The sequence below is a fragment of the Pseudoduganella albidiflava genome (genome assembly GCF_004322755.1).
GTDB classification, from domain to species: Bacteria; Pseudomonadota; Gammaproteobacteria; order Burkholderiales; family Burkholderiaceae_D; genus Rugamonas; species Rugamonas albidiflava.
Genome location: NZ_CP036401.1, coordinates 1,516,098 through 1,530,917, shown reverse-complemented (window position 1 = coordinate 1,530,917; position 14,820 = coordinate 1,516,098). Strand labels below are relative to the sequence as shown.

The following is a 14,820-nucleotide window of genomic DNA, read 5'->3' as shown; positions in this document are numbered from 1 at the left end:
GGGCACGCTCGCCCTGCTCTCAACGGAACCATCCATGTTCAAGCGTCTTACCATCCGAACCCGCCTCATTGCCACCATGGCCGTGCTGGGCCTGCTGATCGCCGTCACCGGCACCGTGGGCATCTATGGCGTCCATTCCGTCAACGTGGCTCTCGAAGAAACCTACGGCAACCAGATGGCGTCGGCGCAGGCCGTCGCCAGTGCAAAGGTGCAGCTGATGCGCGCGCGGCTGGTACAGGATCGCGCGGTCTTCCATCCGGAATCTGCCGAAGTGCCGGCCCTGCTCAAGCGCGCCGAGGATTTCGTCGCCAAGTCGGACACCGCCTGGAAGGAGTACCTCGCCATTCCGCTGGAAGCGGCGGAACAGGTCCTGTCGGACAAGGTGGCGGCAACGCGCAAGGACCTGATCGACAACGGCCTGCACGCGCTTGCGCAGGCGCTGCGCGCCGGCGACGCCGCGCGTGTCGACCATCTCGCCATGAAGGACATGCAAAAGCTGTTTTCCGCCTACAGCGACGCATCGGACCAGCTCGACGAGCACCTCACGCACCTCGCGCAAAGCAATTTCAAGGAAAGCCAGCGCCTGTATGGCACCGTGATGGCGCTGTCGATCGGCGCGGTCGTCGCGGGCATCGTCCTGATCTTCATGGCCTGCGCCACGCTGATGCGCGCCATCATGGGCCCGCTGCGCGAAGCGCTGGAGCATTTCGATGCGATGGCGGCCGGCGACCTGTCGCGCCGTATCGATACGAGCCGGCAAGACGAAATGGGCACGCTGATGAAAGGCCTGGCCAGCATGCAGGAAAAGCTCGCCGACACGGTGCGCATCGTGCGCGAAGGCAGCGGCTCGATCGCCGTGGCCAGCAACGAGATCGCCGACGGCAACCTGGACCTGTCGCGCCGCACCGAACAGCAGGCGGCGAGCCTGGAAGAAACCGCCTCGTCGCTGGAAGAGCTGACGTCGACCGTGCGTCAGAACGCCGACAATGCGCGCCAGGCCAACGGCATGGCGGTCTCCGCCTCGCAGGTGGCGCAACAGGGCGGCCAGATCGTGGCCAAGGTGATCGACACGATGGGCGCGATCACCACGTCGTCGAAAAAGATCGAGGACATCATCGCCGTCATCGACAGCATCGCGTTCCAGACCAATATCCTGGCGCTGAACGCGGCCGTGGAAGCGGCCCGCGCCGGCGAACAGGGCCGCGGCTTTGCCGTGGTCGCCAGCGAAGTGCGCACGCTGGCCCAGCGTTCGGCCGCCGCCGCCAAGGAAATCAAGGAATTGATCGACGCCTCGGTGGCCAGCGTGGAAGCCGGCTCGACCCTGGTGGGCCAGGCCGGTACCACGATGGACGAGATCGTCACGGGGATCGCGCGCGTGGCGGACATCATGGCGGAGATCATGTCGGCCACGTCCGAACAAAGCACCGGCATCGACCTGATCAACGACGCCGTCACGCAGATGGACCAGGTGACGCAGCAGAACGCCGCCCTGGTCGAGGAAGCCGCGGCCGCCGCCGGCTCCCTGCAGGAGCAGGCCGCCACGCTGGAGCAGACGGTTGCCGTGTTCCGGCTCGATCAACAGGCGCCGGCACGCGTCACCGCCACGGTCTCGCGCTCTGCTGCCCGTCCCACTACCCAACTCGCCTGGCAGTAACAAGTAAAAATCGAACCGGGGTCAGACCCCGGTTTCAGGAAATATTGCCAAAAACCGGGGTCTGACCCCGGTTTTTGGCAACTTTTTAGTTTCTTGGCAGAATTTACGCCTTGTTCGCGGCGGCCTGGGTGCCGCAGCTGTAGCAGAAGCGCGTGAAGGCGTTCTTGCGGGCTTCGCAGCAAGTGCAGCGGTTGAACAGGCCGATGCCGCAGTGCGGGCAGAAGTCCAGTTTCGGATCCTTCAGGTCGACCCCGCGTTCGCAGCCGGGGCAGACGCTCTTCCCCATCCGCGCCAGCGCGATGTCATAGCCGAGGCTTTCGCGCCGCTGCGCATCCGGCTGCGCTTCGGCGGTACGCTGGCGTTCCAGGTAGCGCTGCAGGCCGAGGATGGCTTGCCGGCCGACGACCACCGTCAGCAGGATGCCGACCACGTAGCGCACGTAGCCGCCGTAGCTGGGCAGGTAAGGCACCAGTTCGACAAAGAACGCGAACAGCGCGAAGAAGATGAAGCCCCACACGAACGGCCACCATGTGCTCTTGCGCTTGTTCTTCCACAGCCAGCCGGCAATCAGCAGCAACGGCAGGGTCAGCGCGAGGCGGTAGCCGAACACGCGCAGCTCGCGCATGTGCAAGGCCCGGTCGAAGGCGGGATGCGCTGCCTCCTGGAGGGATTGCAGCTGGGTGTGGGCCGCCGCCCGCGCCTGCCGCGCATTCAGCTGGATCTGCTCCTGTTCCTGCACGCCGGTCAATGCCTTCCGCTCCGCCGCGGCCAGGCCATCGAGCTGGCGCGTGCGGGCGATCAGGTCCGGATCCTGGTCGGGCCGGGCCGTGGCGTGGCGGGTGGAGAGCCAGTTGTCGAATGTTTCGCGGGCCGATGCCGTGTTGGCCTTGGCCACCCGGTGCTGCTGCTCGGCCTGCTCGAGGGCGTTGTCGGCGGCCCGTTCATTGCGCTCGGCGACCGCGATCGTGTCGCGCACGGCCGCCAGCCTGGCGGGATCGATGAACTGCTCCAGTTCGATCGGTTCCTCGACAAGATTCAGGTTGTCGACGACCTTGCCGCCCAGGCCGATCAGGAAGCCGGCAAACAGGAAAGCCACCAGCCATAAACCGCGCTGGAACCATTTTTCGGAGAGACGCAGGGCCTTGCTCATCGTGATGCTCCCGGTTAGTTGGACCGGAACGGAGCATAGCGGCTTTCGCCGGCGCGATGCTGTGGCGGGACTCTAATTATGGGCTGGCGGTTCGCGGAAGACCGGGAAATCGACGCCCATAAAAAAACCGCCGGGCTTGCGCACCGGCGGTTCCTGTCATCCGCAAAGGACGATTACTTGGCGGCGGCGCCTTCTTCGGCGGCAGCCTTCATCGACAGCTTCAGGCGGCCGCGATCGTCCGTTTCCAGGACTTTCACGCGCACTTGCTGGCCTTCCTTCAGGTAGTCGGCCACGGCGTTGACACGCTCGTTGGCGATCTGCGAGATGTGCAGCAGGCCATCCTTGCCCGGCATGACTTGCACGATCGCGCCGAAGTCCAGCAGCTTGAGCACGGTGCCGTCGTAGGTCTTGCCCACTTCGACCGACGCGGTCAGCTCTTCGATGCGGCGCTTGGCTTCCTGGCCGGCGGCAGCGTCGACGGAAGCGATGGTGACCACGCCTTCGTCGCTGATGTCGATCTGCGTGCCGGTTTCCTCGGTCAGCGCGCGGATCACGGCGCCGCCCTTGCCGATCACGTCGCGGATCTTCTCGGGGTTGATCTTGATGGTGATGAGGCGCGGCGCGAAGTCGGACAGTTCCGTCTTCACGTGCGGCATCGCCTTCTGCATCTCGCCCAGGATGTGCTGGCGGCCTTCTTTTGCCTGCGCCAGCGCGACCTGCATGATCTCTTTCGTGATGCCCTGGATCTTGATGTCCATCTGCAGCGCCGTGATGCCGTTGGCGGTGCCGGCGACCTTGAAGTCCATGTCGCCCAGGTGGTCTTCGTCACCCAGGATGTCGGACAGCACGGCGAACTTGCCGCCTTCCTTGATCAGGCCCATGGCGATACCGGCCACGTGCGCCTTCATCGGCACGCCGGCATCCATCAGCGCCAGGCAGCCGCCGCAGACCGAAGCCATCGACGAGGAACCGTTCGATTCGGTGATCTCGGACACCAGGCGCACGGAGTAGCTGAACTCTTCCGGCGACGGCAGCGCGGCGACCAGGGCGCGCTTGGCCAGGCGGCCATGGCCCACTTCGCGGCGCTTCGGCGTACCGACGCGGCCCGTTTCGCCGGTGGCGAACGGAGGCATGTTGTAGTGCAGCATGAAGTCGTCAGTGTACTCGCCCATCAGCGCATCGATCTTCTGCGAATCACGGGCGGTGCCCAGCGTGGCGACGACCAGTGCCTGGGTTTCGCCACGGGTGAACAGCGCGGAACCGTGGGTACGCGGCAGGACCGAGGTGCGGATCGCGATCGGACGCACGGTGCGGGTGTCGCGGCCGTCGATGCGCGGTTCGCCGTTCAGGATCTGCGAACGCACGACCTTGGCTTCCATGTCGAACAGGATGTTGCCCACTTCGACGGAGTCCGGTGCGTCGACGCCTTCGGCGGCGGCTTGCGCGGCCAGGTCGGCGATCACTTCGCTCTGCATGGAACGCAGGGCTTGCTGGCGGGCCTGCTTGTTCTTGGTCTGGTACGCTTCGTTGATCTTGGCTTCGGCGAACTGGGCGACCTTGGCGATCAGCGCTTCGTTCTTGGCCGGCGGGGTCCATTCCTGCTCCGGCTTGCCGCCTTCTTCCACCAGCGCGTGGATCGCGTCGATCACGGCCTTCATCTGGTCGTGGCCATAGACCACGCCGCCCAGCATCACTTCTTCGGACAGCTGCTTGGCTTCCGATTCCACCATCAGCACGGCGGTTTCGGTACCGGCCACGACCAGGTCCATCTCGGACGTCTTCAGCTGGCTGGTGGTCGGGTTCAGGATGTACTGGCCGTTGGCGTAACCCACGCGGGCTGCGCCGATCGGGCCGTTGAACGGCACGCCGGCCACGCACAGGGCGGCGGAGGCACCGATCATCGAGGGGATATCAGGGTCGATTTCGGGATTGACCGACAGAACGTGGATGATGACCTGCACCTCGTTCATGTAACCTTCCGGGAACAGCGGGCGGATCGGGCGGTCGATCAGGCGGGACGTCAGCGTCTCCTTCTCCGACGGACGGCCTTCGCGCTTGAAGAAGCCGCCGGGGATCTTGCCGGCTGCATAGGTCTTCTCGATGTAGTCGACCGTCAGCGGGAAGAAATCCTGGCCGGGCTTGGCATCCTTGCGCGCCACCACGGTCGCCAGCACGACGGTGTCGTCCATCGACACCAAGACCGCACCGGAGGCCTGGCGAGCGATCTCGCCGGTTTCCAGGGTCACGGTATGTTGGCCGTACTGGAAGGTTTTCGTAACTTTGTTAAACATGGGTAATCCCTTTCTATTTGCCGACAGATTTTCAGGCGCTGTCGTTCACCTCACCACGGGCGGCTGGCTGATGCCTGGCGCCTTCTTGCCCTACTTTGCCTGGCAAAACGCAAGTGCGTTCCGCTTGGCAATAAATCATGATCCAGAATGCAAAATGCCCGCGTCAGCGAACTGGCGCAGGCATTTACTGAAGCCGGTGATGCAAGTATTACTTACGCAGGCCGAGCTTGGCGATCAGGTCGCGGTAGCGGGTTGCGTCCTTGTTCTTCAGGTAGGACAGCAGGCTCTTGCGACGGTTGACCATCATGATCAGGCCGCGGCGGGAGTGGTGATCCTTGCTGTGGGCCTTGAAGTGGCCGTTCAGTTCGTTGATGCGTGCGGTCAGCAGTGCAACCTGGACTTCCGGCGAACCGGTGTCGTTCTGGCCACGTGCGTTGTCCGCGATGATCGCGGATTTGTTGATGTTTTCTACGGACATGATAAACCTTTCACATGCGATGAGCGGAGTAAGAAACCCTGCACATCGTGAATTACGATAAATGAATAAGCCTGCCCGAAAGGACAGGCCCGCAAGTATAACGGAATTCGCGCGTCCCGTATCGACTTCTCACTACAATTATTGGATGACCCAGGGGAAAAACATGAAAAATCTGATCGTTGCGGCAATAGTGGGGGCGGCATTGGCCGGCTGCGCGCTGGGGCCGCCGCCACAGCCCGGCGAGCCGATGGCCGCCGTCGAAGCGCGCCTGGGCCACCCCAGCGCCCGCTATGCGGCCGGTGGCGAAACCATCCACGAATACGGTGCCGGGGCGTTCGGCCAGTTCACCTACATGGCGCGCTACGGCGCCGATGGCCGGCTGCTGTCGTACGAACAGGTGCTGACCGACGAGAAATTCGCCACCATCAAGCTCGGTGTCGACGACAAGCGGACCATCCTGCACACGCTCGGGCAGCCGGCCGAGACGATGTACCTGTCGCGCCGCGACCTGGAAGTGTGGAGCTACCGATATAAACAGTCGGGCGTGTGGGATGCGATGATGCACGTCCACTTCAGCCGGGATGGCAAGGTGCGCGAGATGATGGCCGGGCCGGATCCGATGCGCGACCACCGGGAAGGGTTTTTCTGAGGGTGCGGCGGGTGAAACTGGGATAGGCACCAATTCATTCGCAGCACGTGCGCTGCTGGTGCTGGTGTCGGACACCTCTGGTGTCGGACACCAGGCCGCTGGCAGGATCGGGTTCCGCTAACCGAACGGTATCGGGGCTGGCCCTACTCCGTCTGCGGATTGACCCGCGCCTTCGCATGCAGCTTGTTCAGGGCGGCCAGGTAAGCCTTGGCGGAAGCGACCACGATATCCGGATCGGCGCCCACGCCGTTGACGATGCGCCCGGCCTGCGACAGGCGCATGGTGACTTCGCCCTGCGATTGCGAGCTGGGGCTGATCGCGGCGATGGAGAACAGCACCAGCTCGGCGCCGCTCCTGGCCTCGCCTTCGATCGCGTTGACGATCGCGTCCACCGGCCCGTCGCCGCTGCCTTCGCACGCGACTTCCCGCTCGCCCATCGCGAACACGACGCGCGCGTGCGGCAGCTCGCCCGTTTCGCTGCGCTGGGACAGCGACACCAGCCGGTAATGCTCGCCCTCCTCGCGCTCCTCGGTGGAGACGAGGGCCATGATGTCCTCGTCGAAGATCTCAGCCTTCCGGTCGGCCAGGTCCTTGAAGCGGGCGAAGGCGGCATTGACATCGCCTTCCGAATCGAGCTCGATGCCCAGCTCCTGCAGCCGCTGCTTGAACGCATTGCGGCCGGACAGCTTGCCGAGCACGATCTTGTTGGCGGTCCAGCCGACGTCTTCGGCGCGCATGATTTCATAGGTTTCGCGTGCCTTCAGGATGCCGTCCTGGTGGATGCCGGAGGCGTGCGCGAACGCGTTGGCGCCGACCACCGCCTTGTTCGGCTGCACGGCGAAGCCGGTAATCTGCGACACCATCTTCGACGCGGCCACGATCTGCGTGGTGTCGATGCCGCATTCGAGGTTGTAGTAGCCGCCGCGCGTGCGCAGCGCCATCACCACTTCTTCCAGCGCGGTATTGCCGGCGCGTTCGCCCAGGCCATTGATCGTGCATTCGATCTGCCGCGCGCCGCCGATCATCACGCCGGCCAGCGAATTGGCCACGGCCAGGCCCAGGTCGTTGTGGCAGTGCACCGACCAGACGGCCTTGTCGGAGTTGGGGATGCGTTCGCGCAGCCGGCGGATCGATTCGCCGAACAGTTCGGGCACGGCATAGCCCACCGTGTCGGGGAAATTGATCGTGGTGGCACCCTCGGCGATCACCGTTTCCAGCACGCGGCACAGGAAATCCTCCTCCGACCGGCTGCCGTCTTCCGGAGAAAACTCGACATCGTCGGTGAAGCGGCGGGCAAAGCGGATGGCCTGGGTGGCCTGCTCGAGCACCTGCTCGGGTTCCATGCGCAGCTTCATCTTCATGTGCAGCGGCGAGGTGGCGATGAAGGTGTGGATGCGCTTGCGGGCGGCCGGCTCGAGGGCCTCGGCGGCGCGGGAGATGTCGCGGTCATTGGCGCGCGACAGCGAGCAGACGGTGGAATCCTTGATGGCGGCGGAAATGGCGCGGATGGCCTCGAAGTCGCCCGGCGAGGCGGCGGCAAAGCCGGCTTCGATCACGTCCACGCGCAGCTTTTCCAGCTGGCGCGCGATGCGGATCTTTTCTTCCTTGGTCATCGACGCGCCCGGCGACTGCTCGCCGTCGCGCAGCGTGGTATCGAAAATGATCAGGCGGTTGCTCATGGGGTCTCGCTCCTTGATATGGCCGCTGATCCAAAGCTCAACGGCGTTCGTTGTCCTCGGGTTCCTCGTCGACCTGCACGATCGACACCGGCTTGCCTTTCGCCAGCCGCACGGCGAACACCACGTAGCCTGACAGCCCGTACAGCACGAACAGCAGGAACATCACCTTCGGCGGATCCAGCGACACCAGCGTGAAGGCCAGCGCGATGAGGAACACGGTGATGAACGGTACCGACTTCTTGAAGTTGACGTCCTTGAAGCTGTAGTACGGCACGTTGGTGACCATTGTCAGGCCGGCGAACAGTGCCAGCGCCCACGAGGCCCACGGGTAGTACACGCCGTGCTCGCCCATGTCGACCATCACCAGCACGAAGCCGGCGATCAGCGCCGCCGCCGACGGACTCGGCATGCCCTGGAAGTAGCGCTTGTCGACCACGGTGATGTTGGTGTTGAAGCGGGCCAGCCGCAGCGCGGCGCCGGCACAGTAGACGAAGGCGGCGATCCAGCCCAGCTTGCCCAGGCCGCGCAGCGACCATTCATAGATGACGAGCGCCGGCGCGGCGCCGAACGACACCATGTCGGACAGGCTGTCGTACTGCGCGCCGAATTCGCTTTGCGTGTTGGTGAGGCGGGCCACCCGGCCATCGAGACCGTCGAGCAGCATGGCCACGAAGATGGCCCAGGCGGCGTGCTCGAAGCGCTGGTTCATCGCCATCACGATCGCGTAGAAGCCGCAGAACAGCGCTCCGGTCGTGAAGGCGTTCGGCAGCAGGTAGATGCCGCGGCGCGGCCGGAGCTCGCCCCGCTCGTTGTACTTGCGGGCGAACCTGCTGAAGGCGCTGCGGCGCGGCGCCTTGCCATTGGGGACGGCGCCGGGCTTGGGCCGGCGGCGAGGGAATTTAGCCATTGAGTACCTGGTGCAAAATTATTGCATGAGCGTGCTGCATCATCCGCTACATCAGCGTGCTACATCAGCGTGCTACATGAGCGAGCTACAGGAGCGTGCTGCATGAGCGTACTACATGAGCATGCGACATAAGCCTGCTGCAGAGCGCTGCGCTATTGTTGTGTTCCGCCAGGGCATTCCTGCCCGGCCGGCTGAACCCTATTATAGAGGAGCACGCGGATCGGGGAGCACTCAGGTCGGGTGGCTGGCGTGCGGGACGATCGTCCCGCCCCTCCTGCTCAGCGGAAGCGCACCTTGCCCACCAGGCGCATCTGCAGCGTGGTCTCGCCCGGCTCGAACGATGGCTCGGCCACTTCGGCCGTATCCATCGCGCGCTTGCTCATCGCCATCATCGGCGCCGGGGCGCCGCCTTCCGGATGAGCGTAGTTGCCGGAACCTTCGAAGTCCACGGTATCCAGCACGGCATCGGTCACCGGCCGGCCCATCGCCGTGGCCACCGAGGCGATGCGCTCGTTCAGGTTCCTGTAGGTGGCGGCGATGCGCTGGTCATCCAGCTTCTTCGTCGCCGCCGGCGTCAGGCCGAAGTTGATCGCGTTCAGCGTCAGTACCTTCTGCGCCGCGGCCACGGTCTTCGGCAGGCCGGCCAGGTTGGTCGTCTTCACCTCCACGTAATGTCCCACGCGCCAGGCGGTGGGCACGCGCGGCTTGTTCCCCGCCATCGGCTGCACCGGCCGGTCTTCCGGATACACCGGGTAGGTGTAGTAGTTCATCGTCGTCAGGCTGGCCTTGGGATCTTCGCGCTTCAGGATGTCCAGGCCCTGCTTCATCTTCTGGTTGACGCGCGAGGCGGCGGCGGCCTTGTCCTTGTCCTGTTCCTCGATCGCCAGCACGGCGGTGGCCTGGTCGTTCGGCGCCGTCACCTCGCCGTAGGCGGGAATGATGACGGTGGTGCCGGTGGTCGGCACCTGCGCGCCCGCGTGGGCGGCGCCGAGCAGGAACGTCATTGCGAGTGCGGCGGGGGCCACGGTTTTCAGCAGGGTCATGAGCCTCTCCTCGGTTGAAATGGTGAGCGCACTTTAACCGATCCGCCACGCGCCGCAGGGAACAGTTGGTGAACGTTTGTAACAGCGCGTCATCGCGCCGGCACACGGATCTGGCATGATGGCGGACTGACCGTTTTACGCGACCAAACAATGAAAGCAACCATCTTCCTGCCGCTGGCCCTGTCGATATCGGTGTCCTTGCCCACCCTTGCCTCGGCCGCCCCCGCCAAACCCAACCCCGCGCCGAAACTGGTCGTCGTGATGGCCGTCGACGGCTTGCCGCAGGAGCAGCTGGTGCGCTACCGCGAGCAGTTCGGCAAGGGCGGCTTCCGGCGCCTGCTCGATGGCGGCGCCTGGTTCAGCGATGCGCACCAGGCGCACGGCACCACCGTCACCGCGGTGGGCCATGCCGCCATCCTCACCGGCGCCTACCCGAACCAGCACGGCATCGTGTCCAACTACTGGATCGACCGCGCCACCGGCCAGCAGATCTACTGCACCGAAGACCGCAACCACCACTACATCGGCGAAGAGACCGCGCCCGACGACGGCACCTCGCCGGCCAGGCTGCGCGTCGACACGCTGGGCGACCAGCTGCGCTATGCCACCGGCAACCGCGCCAAGGTGGTGGCCGTTTCCGGCAAGGACCGCGGCGCGATCCTGCTGGCCGGCAAAGGCGGCACCGCCTATATGTACATGGAAGACAGCGGCAATTTCGCCAGCAGCACCTGGTACATGCAGCAGCACCCGCAATGGGTGCAGCGCTACCTGGCCGGCAAGCCGCAAGACCGCTACTACGGGCAGAAGTGGCGCCCGCTGCTGGCCGACAGCGCCTACGCCGGCGATGCGGAAGGACCGCTGTTCGATTTTTCGTACTACAGCGAGAGCGGCAAGCCCGATGCCGGCTACTACAAGCGCCTCAAGGAAGGGCCGGCCGTAGACGAGCTGACGCTGGACTTCGCCCGCGCCGCCATCGACGGGGAGGCACTCGGCGCCAACCCGGCCGGCGTGCCGGACCTGCTGGGCGTGAGCCTTTCCGGCCATGACTACGTGAACCACCGCCACGGCCCGGAGAGCAAGATGTCGCACGACCACCTGCAGCGGCTGGACCGCATGCTGGCCAGCTTCTTCAGCTACCTGGACCAGCGCGTGGGGGCGGATGAATGGATGATCGTGCTGACGGCCGACCACGGCTTCGCCAACAGCGCCGAATTCTCGCAGCGGCAGCGCATCGATGCAGGCCGCATCGACGGCAAGAAGATGCTGGCCGGGCTGGAACAGCACCTGGCCGCCACGTTCAACGGGGTGAAGCCGATCGCCAACGCCGTGCCGCCGAATATTTATTTCGATGACGCGGCGATCCGCAAGGCCGGGCTGAAACGCGCCGACATCGAGGCGGCCGCCAGCACATGGCTGCTGGCGCAGGCCGGTGTCGCCGACGTGTACACCCGCACGCGCTTCGAGGAAAGCGGCGCCACCGGCACCCGGCAGGACTTGCTGATGCGCCGCGGCTGGCACCGCCATGAATCCGGCGACCTGGTCGTGGTGCCGCGCGCGTACTGGGCATTCGGCTCGGGCACCAGCGGCGCCACGCACGGCACGCCGTACCGCTACGACACCAGCGTGCCGCTGATCATGATGGGCAAGCGCTGGGTCGCGCCGGGCAACTACACGCAGTATGCCGAGGTGGTCGACATCGCGCCGACGCTGGCCGCGCTGCTGCAGGTGCGGGCCCCGGCCGGCGCCGAGGGGCGCGTGCTGACGGAAGCGCTGCGCCGCCGATAGGGCTGGTGCCGGACATTGCTTCCAGCGGAGTCAGTGTCCGGCACGAATGGCGTTAGCTTAAGCGTTACCGGACACATCGAAAGCGCATGCATTCACCCCAACAGCGAAGGGCTGGGGTCAGGGAGGAATGCTGGCATGCATGCCTGCATCGTTCTGCAGGCGCGAAGCAGGCTTCGCGAAACCCCTGCTACACCCCGGCGGGTCTGACCCCGGAGTTTGCACTTGGGGTGGGCTTAACCGCAAGAGTGTACGGCCCCGCTCTCCGCCAGCCTCACCTGAGCGCCTGGTACAACTCGGCGATATCGTAGGGCTTGGCCAGCAGCCGCACGCCGGGCAGGTTGACCCGGCTGTCCGTGTAGCCGGTGGCGAGCACGATCCGCACCTGCGGGAAGCGGGTCAGCACGATGCGCGCCAGTTCCACGCCGCCGATCGCGCCGGGCATCACGATATCGGAAAACACTTGGCGCACCGGCGCGCCCGACTCCAGCACGGCAAGCGCCTCGTCGCCACTGGCCGCCGCGCGCACCTCGAAGCCGGCGGTGACAAGCGCGGCCAGCATGGTTTCCCGCACCAGGGGATCGTCCTCGACGAACAGCACCAGCCCCTCGGCCGCTTGCAGGTCGGGGGACGCGGCCCGGGTGCCCTCTTCCACGGCCGTCGCCGCGCCGGCCGCGCGCGGCAGCCAGATCGTCACCGTCGTGCCGGATCCCGGTGCGCTGTCCAGCACCAGCCTGCCGTTCGACTGGACCGCGAAACCATAGGCCTGCGGCAGGCCCAGGCCGGTGCCCTTGTCGACGCCCTTGGTGGTGTAGAACGGTTCCAGCGCGCGCGCCAGCGTATCCTGGCTCATGCCGGTGCCGGTATCGGCCACCGACACGCGCAGGTAGTCGCCCGGCGCCAGCTCCCCTGCCAGTCCTTTTCCTTGTACCTGTCCCTGCACCGCGGCCGGCAGCGTTTCGTTGCGCAATGCGACGCTCACCCTGCCGCCGGCCGGCATCGCATCGCGCGCGTTGATGACGAGGTTGAGCAGGGCCAGTTCCATCTGCAGCGGATCGATGGTGACGGGCCACAGGCCGTCCGGCGCCGGCTGCAGGTCGAGCGCCAGTTCCACATTGTTCGGCAGCGCGTTCTTCAGCATCGGCAGCACGTTGTGCACGGCAATTGCCGGGTCGACGGTGGCCAGCCGCGCGTCCTGCACCGTCCCGAACGAGCGCATCTGCCCGGTCAGCGTGGTGGCGCGCGCGATGGCGCGCTGGCATGTCTCGGCCAGCGCCTGCACCCGCGCGCGGTCCTGCGTCAGCGGAATCAGTTGCAAGGCGCCGGACAGGGTTTGCAGCACATTGTTGAAATCGTGGGCGATGCCGGCCGTGAGCCGGCCCAGCGCCTCCAGCTTCTGGCCCTGCAGCAGCGCGCGCTGGGCACGCTCGGCCGCGGCCACCGCCTCGGCCACCTTGCGTTCCAGTTCCGCCTCGTTGTCGCGGATCCTGGCGGCGGCATCGGCCAGGGCCCGGCTGACCGCGTCCGCCTCGGCCATGCCGGAACGGAGCGCCGCCACGGGCTCGCCGGCACCCAGCGCCTCGGCACTGCGGCGCAGGCGTTCGATGGGCGCGGCGGTGCGCCGCGCATACCAGTGCGCGCCGGCCATCGACAGCGCCAGCATCAGCACGATCATCGCGGCAAAACCGGTGGCCGCGTAGATCGCCGGCCGGCGTATCTCTTCGAGCGGCACGCTGAGGATCACGGTCCAGCCGGACAGCGGCGCGCGGCTGAAGAACGCCATGGTCTGGATACCCGACAGCGTGACGCCCTGGTGTACGCCGGATTGTTCGCCGGCCTGTATCCGCGCGCGCAGCGCCGGCCGCACGCTCATGCCGATGTACTTCTGCGCATCGCGGCTGCGCGCGATCACGCGGCCCTGGCGGTCCGTCAGCGAGGCGGTCCACTGTTGCGGCAGCCCTTGCTGCACCAGCAGTGGCACCAGCCGCTCCGCCGCCAGGCCCATCGCCAGGTAATAGCGCAGCTGGCCGTCGACCTGCACGGGGATCTGGACCGCGATATCCGGGCGCTTGCCGACCGGCGCGACGAACAGGTCGGACACCACAGTGCCTTGCGGGCCCTTGACGCGGCGCAGCGCCATCAGGTTCGACCGCCCCTTCGGCAGCGGTCCGCCGAACGGCTGCCGGCTGTTGAGCAGCTGGCGGCCTTCCAGGTCGGTCACGACGATCACCGAATGGCCGGGCGGCGCCACGCGCCGGGCCTGGTCGTAGAACGCGCGGAGGTCGCCCCGATGCAACGCCGGTGCCGCCGCCAGGGTGCGCAGGATGCCGTCCATCGCCAGCAGTTCGCGGTCGGCCAGCAGCGACAGCGCGCGCACGGCTTCCCTGGTGCCGGCCACTTCGGCCTTGCGCTGTTCCTGGTACACGTACCACAGCGCGACCGATGCCACCAACACGGCGGGGAACAGGATCGACAGGATCAGCAGCAGCAGGCGGGTTCGGATACGCATGGACGTCGGGATGAGGGTCAGGAAGCGATGATAACGAAACGACAATACCGATTCTATCCGAGCAAGGCTTCGCGCGTTGGAAACGCTTCGGCGCGTACCGCCACCGGTTCACCGCAAAGGGCTCCCGCCGGGCCGGCCGCGGCGCTACATTGCCAGCACCGTCCCTGTCCTGGAGGAACCCGATGAAAAAACTGCTGGCGACCACCCTGCTGCTGTCAGGCCTGCTGCTGTCCGCGTTCGCCCCGATGGCCCGCGCCGAAACGGGCGGAGACGATCCCGCGGCCGTGATGGAGATCGACACCATCGTCAAGGCTTTCCAGGCCGCGATCATCGCCAGGGACCGCGCCGCGCTGGAAGCGATGTTCCTCCCCGCCGACAACAGCTGGCTGACCGTGGCCAGCGAGCGCATCAAGCTGAAGCCGGGCCAGCCGCGCGTCAGGCCGTCCACCTACCGCCAGTTCGCCGAATTCGTCGGCGCCAGCAAGCTGCCCATCGAGGAGCGCTTCCACAACGTGCGCATCCACAGCAACGGCAGCATCGGCACCGTGTACTTCGATTTCGAATTCGTCGAGGATGGCAAGGTCACCAACAGGGGCGCCGAATCCTGGCACATGGTGAAGACGGAAAGCGGCTGGAAAATCAGCTCGATGGTGTTTTCGCTCGGCTGAAGTCCGGCCA

The 14,820-nt window shown here is 65.9% G+C and carries 11 protein-coding genes; 4 read left to right on the top strand and 7 right to left on the bottom strand.

From position 1 onward, the window contains the following. Positions 1-34: 34 nt before the first annotated feature. Positions 35-1,654, top strand: a complete 1,620-nt coding sequence (locus tag EYF70_RS06555) for a methyl-accepting chemotaxis protein (RefSeq protein WP_131144688.1) — start codon at positions 35-37, stop codon at positions 1,652-1,654. Positions 1,655-1,757: 103 nt separating this feature from the next. On the opposite strand, the gene EYF70_RS06550 is transcribed toward EYF70_RS06555, so the two are convergent. The 3 genes from EYF70_RS06550 to rpsO all read right to left on the bottom strand — a co-directional run bounded on the left by EYF70_RS06550 (position 1,758) and on the right by rpsO (position 5,573). Then, the gene (locus EYF70_RS06550) at positions 1,758-2,804 is read right to left on the bottom strand and encodes a zinc ribbon domain-containing protein (protein WP_131144687.1); all 1,047 of its coding nucleotides are present in this window, start codon (positions 2,802-2,804) and stop codon (positions 1,758-1,760) included. A 173-nt stretch (positions 2,805-2,977) separates the two neighbouring features. After that, positions 2,978-5,095, bottom strand: coding sequence for a polyribonucleotide nucleotidyltransferase (gene pnp / locus EYF70_RS06545; protein ID WP_131144686.1), 2,118 nt, complete (start codon positions 5,093-5,095; stop codon positions 2,978-2,980). A gap of 208 nt (positions 5,096-5,303) precedes the next feature. Further along, positions 5,304-5,573, bottom strand: coding sequence for a 30S ribosomal protein S15 (gene rpsO, locus EYF70_RS06540; protein WP_131144685.1), 270 nt, complete (start codon positions 5,571-5,573; stop codon positions 5,304-5,306). 163 nt (positions 5,574-5,736) lie between these two features. On the opposite strand from rpsO, the gene EYF70_RS06535 reads away from it, so the two are divergent. After that, positions 5,737-6,222 carry a hypothetical protein gene (locus tag EYF70_RS06535; RefSeq protein ID WP_131144684.1) on the top strand — a complete coding sequence of 162 codons (486 nt, stop codon included), beginning with the start codon at positions 5,737-5,739 and terminating at the stop codon, positions 6,220-6,222. A gap of 143 nt (positions 6,223-6,365) precedes the next feature. On the opposite strand, the gene EYF70_RS06530 is transcribed toward EYF70_RS06535, so the two are convergent. The 3 genes from EYF70_RS06530 to EYF70_RS06520 form a co-directional block, all read right to left on the bottom strand. Next, complete coding sequence (locus tag EYF70_RS06530) at positions 6,366-7,901, bottom strand: 2-isopropylmalate synthase (protein WP_131144683.1); 1,536 nt, start codon at positions 7,899-7,901, stop codon at positions 6,366-6,368. Between the two features lie 37 nt (positions 7,902-7,938). After that, on the bottom strand, positions 7,939-8,808 hold the full coding sequence (gene pssA / locus EYF70_RS06525) for a CDP-diacylglycerol--serine O-phosphatidyltransferase (protein ID WP_131144682.1): 870 nt from the start codon (positions 8,806-8,808) through the stop codon (positions 7,939-7,941). Positions 8,809-9,086: 278 nt separating this feature from the next. Next, positions 9,087-9,851: an SIMPL domain-containing protein gene (locus EYF70_RS06520; RefSeq protein WP_131144681.1), complete on the bottom strand. Its 765-nt coding sequence runs from the start codon at positions 9,849-9,851 to the stop codon at positions 9,087-9,089. 150 nt (positions 9,852-10,001) lie between these two features. Between EYF70_RS06520 and EYF70_RS06515 the strand changes: the two genes are divergently transcribed. Further along, on the top strand, positions 10,002-11,636 hold the full coding sequence (locus EYF70_RS06515) for an alkaline phosphatase family protein (protein ID WP_131144680.1): 1,635 nt from the start codon (positions 10,002-10,004) through the stop codon (positions 11,634-11,636). A 271-nt stretch (positions 11,637-11,907) separates the two neighbouring features. Here the strand turns inward: EYF70_RS06515 and EYF70_RS06510 are convergent, their stop codons facing one another. After that, on the bottom strand, positions 11,908-14,142 hold the full coding sequence (locus EYF70_RS06510; protein WP_131144679.1) for a hybrid sensor histidine kinase/response regulator: 2,235 nt from the start codon (positions 14,140-14,142) through the stop codon (positions 11,908-11,910). Between the two features lie 182 nt (positions 14,143-14,324). Between EYF70_RS06510 and EYF70_RS06505 the strand changes: the two genes are divergently transcribed. Beyond that, the gene (locus EYF70_RS06505; protein WP_131144678.1) at positions 14,325-14,810 is read left to right on the top strand and encodes a nuclear transport factor 2 family protein; all 486 of its coding nucleotides are present in this window, start codon (positions 14,325-14,327) and stop codon (positions 14,808-14,810) included. Positions 14,811-14,820: the final 10 nt, after the last annotated feature.

What these genes read in the sequence shown, in the direction of transcription:
- EYF70_RS06515 (WP_131144680.1), top strand. Translation starts at nt 10,002, where the DNA reads ATGAAAGCAACCATCTTCCTGCCGCTGGCCCTGTCGATATCGGTGTCC.
- EYF70_RS06510 (WP_131144679.1), bottom strand. Translation starts at nt 14,142, where the DNA reads ATGCGTATCCGAACCCGCCTGCTGCTGCTGATCCTGTCGATCCTGTTC.
- pnp (WP_131144686.1), bottom strand. Translation starts at nt 5,095, where the DNA reads ATGTTTAACAAAGTTACGAAAACCTTCCAGTACGGCCAACATACCGTG.
- pssA (WP_131144682.1), bottom strand. Translation starts at nt 8,808, where the DNA reads ATGGCTAAATTCCCTCGCCGCCGGCCCAAGCCCGGCGCCGTCCCCAAT.
- EYF70_RS06530 (WP_131144683.1), bottom strand. Translation starts at nt 7,901, where the DNA reads ATGAGCAACCGCCTGATCATTTTCGATACCACGCTGCGCGACGGCGAG.
- rpsO (WP_131144685.1), bottom strand. Translation starts at nt 5,573, where the DNA reads ATGTCCGTAGAAAACATCAACAAATCCGCGATCATCGCGGACAACGCA.
- EYF70_RS06535 (WP_131144684.1), top strand. Translation starts at nt 5,737, where the DNA reads ATGAAAAATCTGATCGTTGCGGCAATAGTGGGGGCGGCATTGGCCGGC.
- EYF70_RS06555 (WP_131144688.1), top strand. Translation starts at nt 35, where the DNA reads ATGTTCAAGCGTCTTACCATCCGAACCCGCCTCATTGCCACCATGGCC.
- EYF70_RS06550 (WP_131144687.1), bottom strand. Translation starts at nt 2,804, where the DNA reads ATGAGCAAGGCCCTGCGTCTCTCCGAAAAATGGTTCCAGCGCGGTTTA.
- EYF70_RS06520 (WP_131144681.1), bottom strand. Translation starts at nt 9,851, where the DNA reads ATGACCCTGCTGAAAACCGTGGCCCCCGCCGCACTCGCAATGACGTTC.
- EYF70_RS06505 (WP_131144678.1), top strand. Translation starts at nt 14,325, where the DNA reads ATGAAAAAACTGCTGGCGACCACCCTGCTGCTGTCAGGCCTGCTGCTG.